The following is a 17757-nucleotide window of genomic DNA, read 5'->3' as shown; positions in this document are numbered from 1 at the left end:
CGAAAATATTAGTATTATAAGTTGATGATATATTTACGAACATGAGAATTCGTGTAAACCTATACATAACAAATGTGAGTTAAGAAAGGATTTTATTATGCATTGTGCTCAGAAAATGACCCATAATATCTACTGGATTGGTAGTAATGACTGGACTACAGAACGTTTTGAAAACTTATTCCCTATTCCAAATGGTGTTAGCTATAACAGCTATTTCATCGATGATGAAAAAACTTGTGTTGTAGACTCTGTTGATGCAGAAATTCGCGAAGAATACTTTGATAACTTGACTCATCTTTTGAATGGTCGCGACCTTGATTACATCATTGTAAACCATATGGAACCAGATCATTGCCAAACATTGTTAGACACATTGGAACGCTATCCAAACTGTAAAATGGTTGGTAACGCTACAACATTCCGCATGTTTGAACAATTCTACAATACTCCAAAACCTGACCAATATTACACAGTTAAAGAGGGCGATGAAATTTGCCTAGGTAAACATACTCTTGTTTCCTACACTATGCCTATGGTTCACTGGCCAGAAGTAACTTGTACATATGAAAAATCTACTGGTACATTATTCTCTGCAGATGCTTTCGGTACATTCGGTACAGTTAACGGTAACATCTTTGCAGACCAAACTGATTACGTTGCTACCTACGAAGATGAAGCTCGTCGTTACTACACAAATATAGTTGGTAAATACGGTCCTCAAGTACAAAATGCAATCCGTAAAGTTTCTGGTCTTGACATCAAGCGTATTGCTCCACTTCATGGTCCTATCTGGCGTACACCTGAAACTATCGATTATATCTTGCGCAAATACTTGCACTGGTCCAGCTACACAGCTTGTAAAAAAGGTGTTGTTATTGCCTTCGGTTCTATGTATGGTAACACTCGTGCTATTGCACAACAATTGGCTAAGCAATTGTCCAAACGCGGCGTCACAGATATCAAAATCTACGATGTTTCCAAAACTAATGCTTCCTACATCATCGCTGATGCTTGGAAATACACTAACTTGGTAACAATTGCACCTACATACAATTTGAACCTATACCTTACTATGGAAAACTTCATTCATGAATTGAAAGCACTTAACTTCCAAAACCATAAGGTATCCATCATTGGTAACCACTCTTGGGCATCTGCTGCAATGAAAACAATGGTTGCTCACTTTGAAAACGACTTCAAAGACATTGAAATCGTATCCGAACCACTTGATATCAAATCCTCTTTAAAACCAGAAGATCTTCCAAAAATCGAAAAAATGGCAGACGATATCAAAGCATCCATCGATGCAGCTGAAATCAAAGAAGTATTATAATACTAACACTAAAAGCCGCCTGAAAAGGCGGCTTTTTCTTATACTTTAAAAGTCTTATGAAAGTCTAAGATTTTCACTATTTTTTGCTTGACATAAATCTAACTTTTTCATATACTATACAAGTACCTGTTAGACAACAGAATACATGGAGAGGTGTCCGAGCGGCTGAAGGAGCATGATTGGAAATCATGTGTGCGGTTATCCCGTACCCAGGGTTCAAATCCCTGTCTCTCCGCCATAGTAAAAGCAGTGCTTATGCACTGCTTTTTTATTATCTAACATTAAGAGGTGATACCTAATGTATCACCTCTTTTTATATCTCTTATATCAAACTTTAAAGTATTACATTTTACTACTGCCAAACGGCTAAAAAGAAGAAGGCTATCGACTTAACATCGATAGCCTTCTTTATTTATATCATTAGTTTATATTACTATTTATGAATTTTTCTAGCTATATCTCTAATGATTTCAGGTGTTGTTCGACAGCACCCACCTATAATATTAGCACCAGCCTCGCGCCATGCATCTACATAACCAATAAAGGATCCAGGGTCACCATACCAAGTTTTAGTTTCACTATCATAGCTTTCACCAAGATTAGGGTATACAGCAATTGGTTTATCCGTAACAGTACGAATATCCTTGATCAAGGACTCTACATACTCTGGTTTCGTACAATTGATGCCAATACCAGTTATAGGTCTAACCTTGTCAATCATTTCTGCACATTTACTGATAGTTTCCCCACTAGAAACATGATGTTCATCCTTACAAGAGAAAGCAATCCAACCAGGAATCCCTCTTGATGTATATGGATCAGACATAGCTCGAGCAATAGCAATGGCTTCATCATAAGACGGTATTGTTTCAAAAGATAGTATATCAGGATTTTCTTCACAGAATAATGCTAGCCGAGGAATATGGAATACCTCAAGATATTCAGTTTGTACACCAGGATATCCACGGTACTCAGAGCCATCCGCCAAAAAAGCTCCATATGGGCCTACAGAAGCAGCCACTAACGGTTTAGGTAAAGCCCCTTCAGAGAAATATCTAACACCATCAGTAGTCTCTTCTCCCAGTGTAATACCACGCAATGTAAGTGCCCCACTCGCCTTAGCCTCTACAAACTCATTGCGAGCTTGTACTGCCAAGCGAACAGATAGTTTTACAAGTTCAATAGCCTCTTCTGTACCAAATCCTAGGCCTTTAAAGCCAGCTACCGTTGCTTGATACCCAGAACTTTGAATGATATCCGCCCCAGCCGCTAAGTACGAAATATGTATTTTTTTGATGATATCCGGTTGGTCCATAAGAATCTTAGCAGACCATAATTTATGCTGAAGGTTACAGCCATAACGCTCTAACTCTGATCCTAACCCACCATCTAAAACGAGGGCGCCCTTCTCTTTAATTATATCTAAAAATGCACGTCGCTTAACCATCATATCACCTATTCTATACTACCTCATACCATTTGAGGTTTACTAAACGTATTATAACAAATAATACGCCTTGGTACTATCTACAAACTATTTTAAATCCTCTGCTGGTGGCTCCTTTCCAAACCATTTTTTATAAATCTCCGCATATTTGCCATTGGCTTTAATCTTAGCCAAACCATCGTTAACTTTATTAAGAAGCTCTGTATTGCCTTTCTTTACAGCAATACCAAGCGGCGCCGCATCATAGTCCTCTCCAGTAACCTTTGCGATACCTTTGCCCTTGCCGTTAACATAATATTCGTTTACTGGTGTATCGTTAATAACTACATCTACACCTCTATTTTGCAATTCTAAGAACGCATCGACGATGAGGTTGAATTGACGCACATCGGCATTAGGAATCTTGCTAGCAATTTCTGCACCAGTAGATCCAATAGATACACCGATCCGCTTCCCTTCTAAATCTTTAAAGCTATTAATTGTAGTATTATCAATATTAACTACAAGACCATTACCAGCTATATAGTAAGGCTTACTAAAATCAACAGATTTTGCTCGATCTTCAGAGATAGTCATATCAGAGATAGCAATATCGATAGTATTACTTTGTAATGCAGGTAAAAGTGCATCAAAGTTCAAGTTTTGAACATCTGCTTCAATACCCTCTTCCTTTGCGATAGCATTAATAATATCGATATCAAAGCCAGCTAATTTTCCACTGTCTTTATCTTTAAATCCAAATGGTGCATAGGTCGCATCTGTACCAACGCGCCATGTTTTTTGACTAGTGCCTGTATTGCCACAGCCAGCTATAAACAAGCTACTGGCAATGGTAAAAGCCCCTAAAAGAGCTGCTATTTTCTTAAATTTCATAATTGACCTTACTCTAACCTTACAGTTCTATGTAAAGTTTTCTTTCTATATACGAATGAATCTATCTATACTTACAGTATGAGCATAATAAAAATAATACCTATAAAGGTATTCTAGTATAATCATAACATTCGATATAGTTAGGGTCAATTAATCCGACTATATCAATAGGTATTACCCAAACATAGCTTAAGGTTATACCAAACATACTATTTATCTAGAAAACCTAAATAGTCATAATTACAAAAAGGCCGCCTTCACCAAGCTAAACCCTAACTTGATGAAGGCGGCCATCTCCAGGGAGGAGAATTCCTAGCATTTTATAGAATAGATAGATTTTTACTTCATTGAAAAGCTATCATACTCACATTATTTAGCTTTTTTAGCTTTTACGTACATAGCCACTTTGTACAAGAATACACAGAGTAACAAGTACATTACAATACTGAGGTATGTTGCTTCCGGTGTTTCAACCCAGTCTTGAGCGAATACATCAACACCTGCAATACGAAGTACAGCACTGAATAGAGAACCAATAGCACCACCAGCTACGAGACCAGATGCAATTGTGCTACCTTTAGAGAAGCGAAGATCTGCCAATTCTTTATCTTTTGTACTATTTTGTACGAAGTATGCAATCAAACCACCGATAAGTAATGGTGTGTTGATTTCCATTGGCAAGTACGTACCAAGTGCAAATGCCAATGGTGGAACTTTTACCATCCACAAGATAATAGCGAATAATGCACCAGCCATGTATAGAGGCCATTGAGCACTACCACCAGTCATCATTGGCTCAATGATAGCAGCCATAGCATTCGCTTGTGGAGCATTTAATGCATGGTCCCCTACGAAGCCATATGCATCGTTCAATAGGATCATAACACCTACAGAAAGTACGGCACAAAGAATGGTACCAACGATTTGCCATTGTTCCATTTTCTTAGGTGTAGCACCTGTCATATGAGCCACTTTAAGCTCAGACATGAAGTTACCAGCCATACCGATGGTTGTACCAATGAAGGAAGCCATCATGAGGAGTGCAATCATACCTACTTTACCAGTCATACCTGCAGCTGTTAAGCATACAGCGGAGATGATAATCATGAAGATTGTCATACCAGATACTGGTTCTGTACCTGTATAAGCAATGGAGCTGATACCTACTACAGATAATAGGAAGGACATAATTAGAACGATTAAGAATGCTACGATTGTTTGGGAGAAGCTTTCAGCATACATAAAGTGGAAATATGCTGCAAATAGAACTGTACATAATAAGATGCCAGCGCCAATCCAAGATGTAGGAACGTCGCGTTGTGTACGAAGCAAGTTAACATCAACTGTTTTGGAACTGAAAATATCAAGTACTGCATTTTTAACAACACTAGCCACTACCTTAGACATATTAAGCAATCCGATGATACCTGCCATAGCAAGCATACCGATACCAATATGGCGAACATAGTCTAAGAATACTTTACGAATAGGAGCTTCTGCAAGTGGAACTGCATGCCCATTGATTTGCATGATATGTTCCGGAGCTAAATAGTATACGATTGGAATACATACGAACCAAGAGAAGAAGGAACCAGCTGCGATAATAGCTGCATAACGCAAGCCTGTAAAGTAACCAAGGCCAAGCAATGCAGCATCTGTATCTACAGCAGCATTTAATTTAGTTTGATCTGCCAAAGCAGTGCCCCATTTAAATGCGGTAGTACGGATAACCTCTTCCCACCAACCAAGGCTGTTAAGAATAAAGTCATATACAAGAGCGATAAGACCAGAACCAAGCATGAGTTTCGCTTTGCTACCTTCATTACTCATTAGTACTTCAGCAGCAGCACGACCGCTTGGGAACGGATACACATAGTGCATTTCCTCAACAAAGTAGCGACGGAACATAACGCATAATAGAACACCAAGTACGCCACCAAGGATAATAGGAATCGCCATTTGTACAAAGGTTACATCTGTAACATTCCAAATGTATAGAGCTGGTAAGAAGAACATCGCACCAGCTAATGTGTTCGTACTAGAGCTAGCGATAGCCTGAATGTGAACCGTTTCGGCAAAAGCATTTTGCCGTTTCAAAATAACTGCTGTACCCATAGCAAGTACAGATACTGGAGCAAAGGCATCTACAGTTTGACCGATTTTCAAACATAAATACCCTACAGCCAGTGTGAAAATTGCCGCATAGAATAGGCCCCAGAATACTACATACGAGTTAATCTCTACGTAATCCTTCTTAGGATCCAATACGGGTTCTACGGGCGGGATAGAACGAGTTTCGTCCGACATGGTAAAACCTCCTCACAGAAAATGTACAAACGTATAACTATTCACCTTTATACTAACACGGCACTATATATGGTTCAATGGTTTTCTATGCATTATGCGAATAAAATATCACACGTTCCATAAATATTTATTTTGCATTTTCACCGCCCCTGTTCTACAATGAAGGTATATTAAGAATCTCTATTATATACAGTTTTTATACCAGTATGTATAAGATGTATGTTTACTTACGAGGAGGCTCATTATGGAATCAATGGTCGAACGTTTTGTACGCTATACAAGCATAAATACACGGTCTAACGAGGAAAGTACAACAATTCCTAGTACTCAAACTCAAGTAGACTTTGCTACTAATGTGCTCGTTCCTGATTTAAAAGCAATCGGTTTAGATGAAGTTATTTACAACCGTGAAAATGGTTTTGTCATCGGCACATTAAATGCTAATACAGATGAAAAAGCACCTGCTATAGGCTTCATCGCTCACATGGATACAGCCGACTACAACGCAGAAAATATTAAGCCTCGCATTGTAGAAAACTATGATGGTAGTGATATTTGCCTCAACGAAGAACATCAAATCTACACACGTCGTGCAGATTTCCCTAATCTAAAAAATTACATCGGTAAATCCTTAGTTGTCACAGATGGTCTCACCCTTCTCGGCGGCGATGATAAGGCTGGTATCTGTGAAATTATGGAAGCCCTTGCCTACCTCGTTGCTCATCCAGAAATCAAGCATGGTAAAATCATGTGTGCCTTTGGCCCAGATGAAGAAATCGGTACCGGTGCAGATCACTTTGATGTCAAAGAATTTCCTGTTGATTTTGCTTATACGATTGATGGTGAAAGCCTTGGTCAACTTGAATACGAAACATTCAATGCTGCTGGCGGTACAGTAACCCTCAAAGGTGTATCTGTTCATACAGGCACTGCCAAAGGCATTATGATTAACTGTGCTAAATTAGCAATGCAATTTGATGCCCTATTACCAGGTGCTGCCGTTCCTGAACACACATGTGGTCGTCAAGGTTTCTTTATGCTCATGAGCATGGAAACACAAGTAGATACTGGTAAAATGAACTACATCATCCGCGACCATGACAAAGAATTGTTCGAAGCGAAAAAAGCATTCTTCTTACAAGCGGGTCAAACATTAAACGAAATCTATGGCCGCGAAGTATGTGAAGTATCCGTAAAAGATCAATATTACAATATGTACGATATCATCAAAGACAACATGGAATGCGTTAACGTAGCTAAAGCAGCTATGGAAAAAGCAGGGATTACTCCTATTTGCGACCCTATCCGTGGCGGTACAGATGGTTCTAAAATTTCTTTCATGGGCATCCCTACCCCTAATATCTTTACAGGCGTAGAAAATCTACATGGTCGTCACGAATTCGCATGTATTGATGACATGAAAAAAGCCGTAGAAATTATCGTAAACATCGTTAATATTGAGAAATAATAGGTTAGATGTAACTTCTCATGCACCTATACTACTAGATGGTATTTGAAGGATATTTAAATACTAAACTAGTAGTATAGAATACAATGGAATCCTAAGATACCTTAACAATAAAAAGGACTATACGAGATATCTCGTATAGTCCTTTTTATATGTTATGTGATTGTAAGTAATATAGCTAATGTTATGCTAATTTTCCATTACGTTTACGATTTCTGATTTGTTCTTCTTCAGCGCGAGCTTTCAAAGAAAGATCTTTTTCAGTACCTACATAACGGCCATAGAGGAAATAATAAGCAACGAATGCAAGAAGTGCTACTACAACAGTAACATGGAACATACTTGTATAACCGACTACCTCTTTAATAGCACCTAAAATGTATGGACCAAAACCTAAGCCCATATCCAAGGCAATGAAGTATGTAGATGTGGCAACACCAATGCGGTGAACAGGAACGATTTTAACAGTTACTGCTTGGCCGTTTGACATAAATGTACCGTAACCAAGACCAACAAACACAGCAGATAAGAGTATAAGCCATGTAGAGTGAGCGATAGACAACAAGAAAATACCAAGTGCTAAAGATATGAAGCAAGGGTAAAGAACGAAGTTTTCCCCTTTCATATCAAATACAATACCAAGTAATGGTCTTGTTATCGTAATAACTACAGCATATACAACGAAGAAGAATGTACCTGCTAAGATAAGGTTTAAATCTTTTGTATAAGCTGCCATAAAACCAATAACACCAGAGTATGCAAAACCTACTAGTATAGAAACAAGACTAATAGAATTCATACGTGGTTCGATATAATCAGAAATTTTAATACCTTTATGTTCTTCAGAATCAATATCGAGCTTAGGTTCATCAAATTTCATGATAACGGAACCGATACCACAAAGAATGATAAGAGCAACACAGAAGGCGATGATAAAGTCATAGCCAAGGCTATGAAGCATCAAAATACCCAAAAACGGACCTACTGCAGCGGCAAGAGATGTAGACAAACCATAGTAGTTAATCCCTTCACCACGACGTGACATAGGAATAATAGCGGCTACGATTGTACTTGTAGCTGTAGATGTAATACCGTAAGCAAAACCATTTAAGAAACGAACACTGTCGAGCATCAATAAATTAGGTGTGTAGAAGTACATAGCTGTTGAAATTAAGTAAATCAACAAACCTAAGTACAACATCTTACGACAGCCTAAGATACTAATAAACCGTCCTGCTAACAAACGAGCAACAACAGTACCAATAATATAAATACCAACGGCCAAGCCAGCTTGACTTGCTGTGGCATGAAGATTATCCTTTGCTACTACCGCAATAATAACGATTAATAAATAATAAATCAAAAATACTAAGAAATTAATCAAAGTATCAAGGACAAAGGATCTTGTCCATAAGGCCTCTTTAGCCTTATCCATAATATCAACTCCATTTTCTTAAACTATTGTCAACCATTTGCAACAACGATTAATTATAAACCTCTCACTCTAAAAATCAAGAATTAAAATGTTATATACATCATTAATTTTATTTATAACAATATATACATAGCCAATCATAATACAGTTATATCCATTTTTCTAATTCACATTAATTTTTGATAACAAAAACACCTTTGACTGTTTATATGGCATCATTAAAAATACAATATAACAACAAAGGTGTTATTTATACATATTAAATTAGTTTACTTATCAAGATTATTTCGTTTGTAATCCACAAGCCTTAAAGAAATTTTTATAGGCTTCAGCCTTTTTGGCAAGGCTTAATGGATATGCACGAGATGTAGATGGCAATCGTGTTAACGTCAATTCACGACCGTTAAACACAAAGGGAATTGTCTCCCCTGTTTTAGGTAGTTTAACCTTTTCTGGCAAAAGGCTTAACAAAATTTCTGTGGCCTTACCACCTGTGGTACCAATATGTTTACAGTGTGGAATTCGGTCCAATACCTCTGCAAGCGGTACAGGTTCAACGACCTTAAGAAATGCATCCGATGCATTGCCCTTTTCGCGTATAGCTTTCAAAACAGTAGGACAAGAAGCAATCCCCGCTTCAGATAAGAACGCTTTGATCTTATCCGCATCAAAGGCTTTTTCCTCACCTTTTCTAAAGTGTTCCTTATCGTCAAAGAATACTAAGCCATACACGCGCCACATATCATTTTGAAAGTTAGGATAATGAAATTCCATAGATCGCTTTTCGGAAGTTGGTGGGAATGTTCCCATCATCATTACCGTCGTATTCTTTGGTAAGAATGGCGGAAATGGTCTCGTTTCAATTGTTTCTGCCACAGAGCATCAACTCCTTTCACAATCTAGTATGGACTCAACTTTCAACACAATATATGAACTATGTCACATATTCAAATTCAATTATCTACCATGTGAGCCATTAGCAATATTAACAAAAAGATATAGCAACGATTATAAGATCAACCATTATTGAACGATAGGTTGAGATACCAATGTATTGATATAATCAAAACCTACTGGTGTTGGAGATACGAGGTACAAGCACACAACAGCAGCTACAGCAAAGCCAATAGCCAAGTAGGAGAAGCTGCCATGACGTGGAAACTCGTACAAACCAAATAGACGAATACCGATGGCCGCACCAATAGCAGTAATCAAGGATGGTATGGAAAAGATATTATACAGCCCAAACACCACCATGAGACCTGCATAACCACCTACTACAGTAATCATTGGTAACATACGATCCATTGGATTTGGAATAGAACGAGTTAGCGCTGCTGGGTAGTAAGATGCTTCTACACCAAACATCCCCAAGAATAGATTAAAGTCAGCCCAAATCGTTTCCCACGCACCTCTAAAAGCATCTCGATGGTTACCTACATACCATGCAAAGCCAGTAATAACTAAGATTGCTAAACCAGCACAGATGAAGTAGTATTCGCCAGGAATTTTTGGACCTGCATAAGCACCTACAGCCGTTACAACAGCACTTAAAACTGATGTAACGATAACGCGGTGTAAACGAGGACGTTTATTTTCAGGAATCCGTTTATACACGGTAGCCAATAGTTCTAATACAAAGCAAGCCATAAAGACTGCAATGCCCGCAGCCGGTACAAAGAAGGCCGTAACAATGGTCAAAATAAAGGGAATGCACAAGCGCCATTTAGGGAATAATACAAGATCTTTATAATCTAAACGAACGTCTTGTGTCTCCATTGTAAAGTTGTTATACACTACAAAGAGCAACATGAAAGCGATGACATCAATGGCATTAGCACCCCAAATCAATAGAGTTGGTACTATAATCATTGACAAGGCCACCCCAGATACACGGGATAAACCAGCGGCAACTATGCCAAGTAAGAAAAACGGTATTAAAGCAGAGATAATTTCGAACATAATATTCCTCCCATCATTGTATAAATTTAAGTATATAGTATCTACTACACTACATCAAGGAGAGATATATTTTTTCATAGCTAGTCGCTTTCTCACCGCCGAAGCAGAGCATCCCATTATCTGCGCTATTTTAGCAACACCATACCCTTTTGCCCGTAGTTTTTTTATGTTATTTTCATCTAACTGTAAAGTATTGGTACGAATTTCTATGCCTTGTTCCCGTAGATAAATAGCCACCGTAGATCCTTGTATACCATAGGCTAAACCTATGTCATCTGTACTCATATGATGATGAATATATAAGTAAGCCATCTCCTCTACCTTTCGATGATTTTGTACCTTCGGTGTTGTACACATTCCCATATGCCTCAACACATGATGTACTTTCCATCGGGATATGCCGTACATGCGAGCAATAGAATCCGAAGTATTTCCACTTTTATAAGCCCTACAAATACGTACTGGATCGATAGATACATTCTTCGTGGATCGTTGACAAGCCAGTCCATATTCCTTCATACGGCTTGCCATTGTCGTAATAGACACATCATAACGCTTTGCTAACGAGTGTAGAGACCACTTACCAGTTTCGTATAGAGCTTGTACATGAACCATATTGATATCCTTTTTTAAAGGTCTTCGCTCAATGTCATACTGCTTCATGCGTCGAATAATAGTGTCTACACTACACTGAAAATACTCTGCTACCTCTCTAACACTCCACTGTTTTTCTACATATAGTTGTTCCAATAGCTGTCTAGGTATAACGCGCACATTACGATACATAATATCACCTTTCCTTATAGACGAACTCCTTTCTCTATTATTGTGAAAGCTCCATCAAGAAAAAACAATACAAAAAAGGTTCCTAATAGTCACATAGGTGACCAATAGGAACCTCTTTCCATATGTAATTATATGCACCACATACGATAGATATAATTTTAGTTGCTATCACAATATCCGGCATAAACCATTCATATTCTATGGCCTAACAACCTTCTAGTAGAGCTTATTGTTAGCATTCTAATTAGCGATATCTCCGCTCTAGAGCTTTTGGCTTGCCTAAAATGATAGACCACTTCATCCCCTCTTTCAAGGCATGATTAGCTTTTCGTTTACCTGTTGAGGTTACAGCTGGGGCAGTCGTAACGTCTATATTCTCAAGAAGAACACGACCCTCTTTAGATGCTTTATCGCGTTTAAACTCAGCCAAACGCTCATTTAAAGAAGGACCTGTAACAGATTCTCGAGTCGAACGAGTCGTATTAGTACTAAAGCTAGTTGATTTAATTGAGGTTTTCTTGGATGAACCATGAGTACCTTGTTGCGTTGTAGACGCTTCATCGTAATGATTCTCGGAAGCTAAAACTGTTTGAGTTTTATCATTACTTGGATGCACTTCAACATGTTTTTCAGATGTCTCCGTATCATCATATTGAAACAGTCTTCCGCCCTTTTTTCGTAAAGGGGCCTCAGGATGCTGATTCTCAATCGGTCTATTTTTAAAAATATCTCGATAAAAATCATCATCATACAACAAATCCTCAGGTGAAGGTTCTACAGGCTTTTTCTCTATGGAGATACCATATTCACGCTCCATATCCTCCCAAGTCTGGCCAGAACTCGAACTTTCATAGTTATCATAGTCATCAGACTCTTCTGTATTCTTACTTTTTATAATCGAAAAAGCAATATACGCGATGATAGCTAGAACAAATATAGGATTATTCGAAAAGATGGATAGCACGGAAGACAAAATAGAGTCCATAGCTACTCCTATTCACTATCTGCTAAATTTTCACGCATTTTAGTGTCTGCAATAATATTGTTCATATTGTAGTAATCCATAACTCCAAGATTACCGTTTCTGAAAGCTTCTGCCAATGCTTTAGGAACTTCAGCTTGTGCTTCCACAACCTTAGCTTGCATGTCTTGTGTTTTCGCACGCATTTCTTGTTCTGTAGCAACAGCCATGGCACGGCGTTCTTCCGCACGAGCTTGAGCGATTTTCTTGTCCGCTTCCGCTTGATCTGTTTGCAATTGAGCACCGATGTTACGTCCTACGTCTACGTCAGCAATATCGATGGACAAGATTTCGAATGCAGTACCCGCATCAAGACCTTTACCCAATACAGTACGAGAGATGTGATCTGGATTTTCTAGTACATCTGTATGCTCTTCAGAGGAACCTACAGTTGTTACGATACCTTCACCAACACGGGCGATGATTGTCGCTTCACCAGCACCACCAACGAGACGGTCAATATTAGCACGTACAGTTACACGAGCACGAACCTTGAGTTCGATACCGTTTTTCGCTACTGCAGAGATAATTGGTGTTTCAATCACTTTAGGATTAACGGACATTTGTACCGCTTCCAATACATCGCGACCTGCAAGGTCGATAGCTGCGGAACGTTCAAATGTCAAAGGAATAGATGCGCGTTCAGCGGCGATTAAAGCATCTACAACGCGGTCAACGTCACCACCTGCAAGGTAATGCGCTTCAAGCTGATTTACATTAACATCAAGACCTGCTTTATTAGCTTTAATCAAAGGCATTACGATTTGGGATGGATTTACACGACGCAAGCGCATACCTACGAGTGTAAAGATACCAACATTAACGCCCGCTGCAAGAGCAGATACCCAAAGGCCTAATGGCACAACATACAAGAACACCATAATCCCAATCAGTAGAATGGGAATCAAAACTAAAATACCTACATCCATAATAACCTCCATTATATACGACGATGTGGTGAAAGCTTAATCGCGCTTTCTAACAATATTGCGGCCGCCTACAACACGAAGCACCACAATAGGTGAACCGGCATCGATGAAGTCCCCTTCGGTCACAACATCCACCAAATTACCATCAATTTTAGCAATACCTGCAGGGCGCAGTGTAGTATGAGCTACGCCTTCTTTACCAACTAAGTCATCTAATACATCATTAGATACATAGCCAGCTTTTGTCGTAGATCGTTGCCCTAAGGTAAACAATTTGCCTATCCAAGTCTTTTCAAAGTGATTAAAGAACACGATGATAAGGACAATTAGTAAGGCCGTTAATCCTAGTACTGCATACAGCGCTACCGTTCCTTCTCCAAGAGCTACAAAAACGCCCCAAAGAAATGCACAATAACCGATGAGTCCTAAAATACCGCCCGGTACAACGAGTTCTACCGCCATCAGGGCGATCCCTATAGCCATCCAAATTAAAAACTCCATAGGCCCTCCTCTCTATAATTAATTTTATACAACTTATATATTCATTATACAATATAAAGAATAAATTATAAAGAAAAATGAAAACGACTACTTTCACAGATTACACCTGATTCAGTAGTCGTTGTTTATAAAGTATATTAGTTCAAAGTTTTAATGTTGTAGTTATCCTCTATTAGAAGTTGTCCTCTATTAGAAGTTATCATCTTAAGATACTATTTCATTAATAGACTTGAATTAAATTATACTTCTGTTTTTTTCAATTGGTCATTACCAACGCCTGTTTTTTGAAGGATCAATAAGATAATACTCATTGCCATGCCTACTACAGTAGCAAGCCCCATGCCTTTCAATACAACAGGACCTACAGCAAGTTCTGCACCGCTAAGACCTACAACGAGGATAACAGATGTTAAGATCATGTTAACAGGGTTTGTATAATCTACCTTGCGTTCTACAAGCATGCGCAAACCAGATGCTGCAATGATACCGAATAAGAGAATGGATACACCACCCATAACTGGAACTGGAATGGCATGAATAAGAGCTGCTACTTTACCTACAAAGGAGATAATCATCGCAAGAACTGCAGCACCACCAATTACCCATACGCTAAAGCAACGAGTAATAGCGAGGACACCAATATTTTCACCGTATGTCGTATTTGGTGTGGCACCAAAGAAACCAGAAAGGATGTTCGCAAGGCCATCACCTAGCAAGGAACGTTGTAGACCTGGTTCTTTCATCAAGTCTTTTGATACAATGTTGCTCGTTACAACTAAGTGACCTACGTGCTCAGCAAATACTACAAAGAGTGCTGGCATAATCATAATAATGGCATTGATATCAAATACAGGCATGCCATAGAACTGTGGTAAAGAGAACCAAGGAGCAGCCTCTACAGCAGAGAAATCAACAACTCCCATGAAGGCAGACAAGATATAGCCGGAAACAACGCCAATCAAAACAGGGATTACAGCTAAGAAGCCACGGAACACAACAGTACCAAGCAAGGTAACAACTAAGGAAAACATAGAGATAAAAATAGCTTGGCTGTGGCTCATGCCTAAATCTTGATTGCCAATAAGGCCAGACATACTCATTGCTACTGGCGCTAATTCCAAACCGATAATAGCTACGATAGCTCCCATTGCTGCTGGAGGGAATAACTTATCAATCCAACGAGTACCAATATAACGAACGAGAATAGATAAAATCACAAAGGATAGACCAAATACAACGAAGGCCCCCTTTGCAGCCTCATAACCAAGACCTGCAGATAATACGCCTGCTACAGGAGCAATGAAAGCAAAGCTAGATCCGAGATATGCAGGGATTTTACCTTTACAAACAAATAAATACAGTAATGTACCGATACCATTCATAAATAAAGCTGTTGCCGGATCTACTTTTAACAAATATGGTACCAATACAGTTGAACCAAACATAGCAAATAAATGTTGAAAACTAAGTGGCAACATTCGACCCCAGGACGGGCGTTCTTGGATATCAATATAATCCTTCATTTTTTCTCCTCACACACAATACAAGTACGTTGCATTTATACAGCACCTCTTAAGAGATGCTATATAAATCCACACTAAATATATTCACCTTATACTACATAAGTTAAATATCAACGTTCAGACCTAGGTCGTCTACGAGTAGGCTTTTTAGTCTCTCTCGGTCTGAATGGACCAGGCATTTCCGTTTTTTGAGGACTCTTCGGAGCAGCCGGTTTAAATCGGCTTTGCGTTTCCTCACGTAAAGATGGCAAAGCCTCAGCAGTACCAACTTGTTTTACACCTTCTACATTGCGACGACCAACGCTTGCTAACAAGCCTATAGCCATAAAGTTCATCAACAGTGAGGAACCACCATAACTAATAAATGGCAAAGGTACACCTGTTACAGGCATAATGCCACAAACCATGGCAATGTTAAATAATGCTTGTCCACTAATGAGCAAGGTTATCCCCATCGCTAACCATTTGCCAAATTCATCGCGAGATCGATTAGCAATGCGGAATCCAAAGAATGTAAAGGCTGCCACCAAAAGAACTACAAAGACAGCTCCGATAAAGCCCATTTCTTGAGCCCACACGGCGAATGCAAAGTCTGTGTGTGCTTCTGGCAAGTAAAAGTACTTAGATGTACCTTGCATAAAGCCTTCTCCAAGAATACCGCCAGAACCTACGGCCAAAAGGCCTTGCACCGTTTGATAGCCCATATCTTGAGCATGAGGCCAAGGGTCGAACCAAGACTGAATCCGTTCCCAACGATACGGTGACATACGAGCTGCAATAAAGCCTATCACGCCAGCTACAGCAAAAGCACCACCAAAGAATCGACCATCAAAACCTGCTAAATAAATTAATATGAAGGAGAACCCAAAGATTAGCACAGTGGTCCCCATATCTGGTTGCAAGATCGTTAACACTGCAAAGATTATAGGCCAAACTAACATTGGCAACATATAACCTACGCGCTCACTCACATAACCTTGTAAGTTTGTGAGTGGATTATTATATCTTGATTTTCCCCATTTTCTCATGGTACTCAATTTAGCGGATGTCCATATTATGGCAGCTAATTTGGCAAATTCCGACGGCTGTATCGATACGGGACCAATAACGATCCACCGACGCGCACCATTAATGACAGAGCCCGCCACAAGAACTAACACCATACCTATTAGGGTTGCAATCATTATGCGTTGCAACATATGTGGCTTTTGTAGTTGTCTATAATCATACCGATATAAGATAACACCTATTGCCATTGAAAGAAATAGGAAACCTATATGTTTTGAAAAGTACCCTAAAAGCCCTGTATTTTCGTAAATAGAGCTAATATAGGTGGCACTGAAGATATTCACACTACCTATAATCGTGATGAGTACTATAGGTAAGAGCATTCCTTGTAAATCATTTTTAAAGAGTAAGCCCCACCGACTATCCCCCTTATTCGGTGTTTCCATGTTAAGCCTCCTTTTGTACTTTCGGCTTAATTGCTTCTAAGCGGAAAATAGGTTGCCCTTTAGCACTAAACTTTTCTTCATACTCAGTTTTTACATTTGGAAGGTCTGTACTATGTAAATCATAGGTTACATTTTTAAGTTCCCATCCGCATTCTTTGAATTCTTCAAGAGAGAACATAAATAAACCTTCATTATCAGTTTTAAAGTGAACCTCACCACCGTCTTTTAAAAGACGAGCATAACGATCGAGGAATGTATGATATGTGAGGCGACGCTTAGCATGCTTTGCCTTAGGCCATGGATCACAGAAGTTGATATAGAAGCGATCTACTTCACCTGGCGCAACAATCTCTTCAATACCAGCGATATCAAAAAGAGATACCTTAGCATTATCTCGTTCTGCTTCAAAGATTTTTTGTGCTGCGTAATAGATTACCCCAATTTGCACTTCAAATCCTACGAAGTTAGCATCTGGATACGCTTCGGCCATACCCGCAATAAAGCGTCCCTTACCTGTACCAAGCTCCATATATAATGGTCGTTCAGGATGTGCAAACAACTCACGCCATTTACCCTTATACTGCTCTTGACCAGATAAAATAATATGAGAGTCATATTCGTGGATAGCTTCATCAATCCACGGTTTCCTACGAAGGCGCATACTTTCTCCTTACATCTATATTAATTATTAATTATATCTATTATTACAGGTCATATA

General features: G+C 39.0%; 15 protein-coding genes and 1 tRNA gene. 3 read left to right on the top strand and 13 right to left on the bottom strand.

All coding sequences use genetic code 11. The annotated features are described in order from the left end of the window. The first annotated feature begins 97 nt into the window (after positions 1-97). Positions 98-1333, top strand: a complete 1236-nt coding sequence (locus O3607_RS05890) for an FprA family A-type flavoprotein (protein WP_371443543.1) — start codon at positions 98-100, stop codon at positions 1331-1333. A 147-nt stretch (positions 1334-1480) separates the two neighbouring features. Next, a tRNA-Ser gene (locus tag O3607_RS05885) sits at positions 1481-1571 on the top strand. A gap of 195 nt (positions 1572-1766) precedes the next feature. On the opposite strand, the gene mmuM is transcribed toward O3607_RS05885, so the two are convergent. The 3 genes from mmuM to O3607_RS05870 all read right to left on the bottom strand — a co-directional run bounded on the left by mmuM (position 1767) and on the right by O3607_RS05870 (position 5960). Beyond that, entirely contained in the window at positions 1767-2780 is a 1014-nt protein-coding gene (gene mmuM, locus O3607_RS05880) for a homocysteine S-methyltransferase (RefSeq protein WP_371443575.1), read from the bottom strand. A gap of 87 nt (positions 2781-2867) precedes the next feature. Next, positions 2868-3653 carry a basic amino acid ABC transporter substrate-binding protein gene (locus tag O3607_RS05875; RefSeq protein WP_371443542.1) on the bottom strand — a complete coding sequence of 262 codons (786 nt, stop codon included), beginning with the start codon at positions 3651-3653 and terminating at the stop codon, positions 2868-2870. A gap of 369 nt (positions 3654-4022) precedes the next feature. Beyond that, entirely contained in the window at positions 4023-5960 is a 1938-nt protein-coding gene (locus O3607_RS05870) for an OPT family oligopeptide transporter (RefSeq protein WP_371443541.1), read from the bottom strand. Between the two features lie 244 nt (positions 5961-6204). Between O3607_RS05870 and pepT the strand changes: the two genes are divergently transcribed. After that, positions 6205-7428 (top strand): peptidase T, encoded by a 1224-nt coding sequence (gene pepT, locus O3607_RS05865; RefSeq protein WP_156719026.1) that lies wholly within the window; start codon positions 6205-6207, stop codon positions 7426-7428. Between the two features lie 184 nt (positions 7429-7612). Here the strand turns inward: pepT and O3607_RS05860 are convergent, their stop codons facing one another. The 10 genes from O3607_RS05860 to trmB all read right to left on the bottom strand — a co-directional run bounded on the left by O3607_RS05860 (position 7613) and on the right by trmB (position 17700). After that, the gene (locus O3607_RS05860; protein WP_213467667.1) at positions 7613-8863 is read right to left on the bottom strand and encodes an MFS transporter; all 1251 of its coding nucleotides are present in this window, start codon (positions 8861-8863) and stop codon (positions 7613-7615) included. Between the two features lie 282 nt (positions 8864-9145). Beyond that, entirely contained in the window at positions 9146-9739 is a 594-nt protein-coding gene (locus O3607_RS05855; RefSeq protein WP_024065713.1) for a Mug protein, read from the bottom strand. A 147-nt stretch (positions 9740-9886) separates the two neighbouring features. After that, on the bottom strand, positions 9887-10825 hold the full coding sequence (locus O3607_RS05850) for a hypothetical protein (protein WP_371443540.1): 939 nt from the start codon (positions 10823-10825) through the stop codon (positions 9887-9889). 54 nt (positions 10826-10879) lie between these two features. Continuing rightward, complete coding sequence (locus tag O3607_RS05845) at positions 10880-11611, bottom strand: sortase (RefSeq protein WP_371443539.1); 732 nt, start codon at positions 11609-11611, stop codon at positions 10880-10882. Positions 11612-11855: 244 nt separating this feature from the next. Continuing rightward, on the bottom strand, positions 11856-12596 hold the full coding sequence (locus tag O3607_RS05840; protein ID WP_371443538.1) for a hypothetical protein: 741 nt from the start codon (positions 12594-12596) through the stop codon (positions 11856-11858). Positions 12597-12604: 8 nt separating this feature from the next. After that, positions 12605-13561, bottom strand: coding sequence for a flotillin-like protein FloA (gene floA, locus O3607_RS05835; RefSeq protein ID WP_129823811.1), 957 nt, complete (start codon positions 13559-13561; stop codon positions 12605-12607). 36 nt (positions 13562-13597) lie between these two features. Beyond that, positions 13598-14062 carry an NfeD family protein gene (locus tag O3607_RS05830; RefSeq protein WP_060923822.1) on the bottom strand — a complete coding sequence of 155 codons (465 nt, stop codon included), beginning with the start codon at positions 14060-14062 and terminating at the stop codon, positions 13598-13600. A gap of 239 nt (positions 14063-14301) precedes the next feature. Continuing rightward, a complete protein-coding gene (uraA, locus tag O3607_RS05825; protein ID WP_060923823.1) occupies positions 14302-15585 on the bottom strand; it encodes a uracil permease in 1284 nt (427 codons plus the stop codon). Between the two features lie 110 nt (positions 15586-15695). Next, positions 15696-17039, bottom strand: coding sequence for an FtsW/RodA/SpoVE family cell cycle protein (locus O3607_RS05820; protein WP_024065974.1), 1344 nt, complete (start codon positions 17037-17039; stop codon positions 15696-15698). Between the two features lies 1 nt (position 17040). After that, positions 17041-17700, bottom strand: a complete 660-nt coding sequence (gene trmB / locus O3607_RS05815) for a tRNA (guanosine(46)-N7)-methyltransferase TrmB (protein ID WP_105085248.1) — start codon at positions 17698-17700, stop codon at positions 17041-17043. Positions 17701-17757 lie beyond the last annotated feature (57 nt).

Source organism: Veillonella sp. 20925_1_51, assembly GCF_041431445.1.
Taxonomy (GTDB): Bacteria; Bacillota; Negativicutes; order Veillonellales; family Veillonellaceae; genus Veillonella; species Veillonella nakazawae.
Note: the sequence above shows the minus strand (reverse complement) of the source record. Positions and strands in the feature narration are given on the sequence as shown.

Coding starts and splice junctions, on each gene's coding strand:
- O3607_RS05890 (WP_371443543.1), top strand. CDS start 98: ATGCATTGTGCTCAGAAAATGACCCATAATATCTACTGGATTGGTAGT.
- mmuM (WP_371443575.1), bottom strand. CDS start 2,780: ATGGTTAAGCGACGTGCATTTTTAGATATAATTAAAGAGAAGGGCGCC.
- O3607_RS05875 (WP_371443542.1), bottom strand. CDS start 3,653: ATGAAATTTAAGAAAATAGCAGCTCTTTTAGGGGCTTTTACCATTGCC.
- O3607_RS05870 (WP_371443541.1), bottom strand. CDS start 5,960: ATGTCGGACGAAACTCGTTCTATCCCGCCCGTAGAACCCGTATTGGAT.
- pepT (WP_156719026.1), top strand. CDS start 6,205: ATGGAATCAATGGTCGAACGTTTTGTACGCTATACAAGCATAAATACA.
- O3607_RS05860 (WP_213467667.1), bottom strand. CDS start 8,863: ATGGATAAGGCTAAAGAGGCCTTATGGACAAGATCCTTTGTCCTTGAT.
- O3607_RS05850 (WP_371443540.1), bottom strand. CDS start 10,825: ATGTTCGAAATTATCTCTGCTTTAATACCGTTTTTCTTACTTGGCATA.
- O3607_RS05845 (WP_371443539.1), bottom strand. CDS start 11,611: ATGTATCGTAATGTGCGCGTTATACCTAGACAGCTATTGGAACAACTA.
- O3607_RS05840 (WP_371443538.1), bottom strand. CDS start 12,596: ATGGACTCTATTTTGTCTTCCGTGCTATCCATCTTTTCGAATAATCCT.
- floA (WP_129823811.1), bottom strand. CDS start 13,561: ATGGATGTAGGTATTTTAGTTTTGATTCCCATTCTACTGATTGGGATT.
- O3607_RS05830 (WP_060923822.1), bottom strand. CDS start 14,062: ATGGAGTTTTTAATTTGGATGGCTATAGGGATCGCCCTGATGGCGGTA.
- uraA (WP_060923823.1), bottom strand. CDS start 15,585: ATGAAGGATTATATTGATATCCAAGAACGCCCGTCCTGGGGTCGAATG.
- O3607_RS05820 (WP_024065974.1), bottom strand. CDS start 17,039: ATGGAAACACCGAATAAGGGGGATAGTCGGTGGGGCTTACTCTTTAAA.
- trmB (WP_105085248.1), bottom strand. CDS start 17,700: ATGCGCCTTCGTAGGAAACCGTGGATTGATGAAGCTATCCACGAATAT.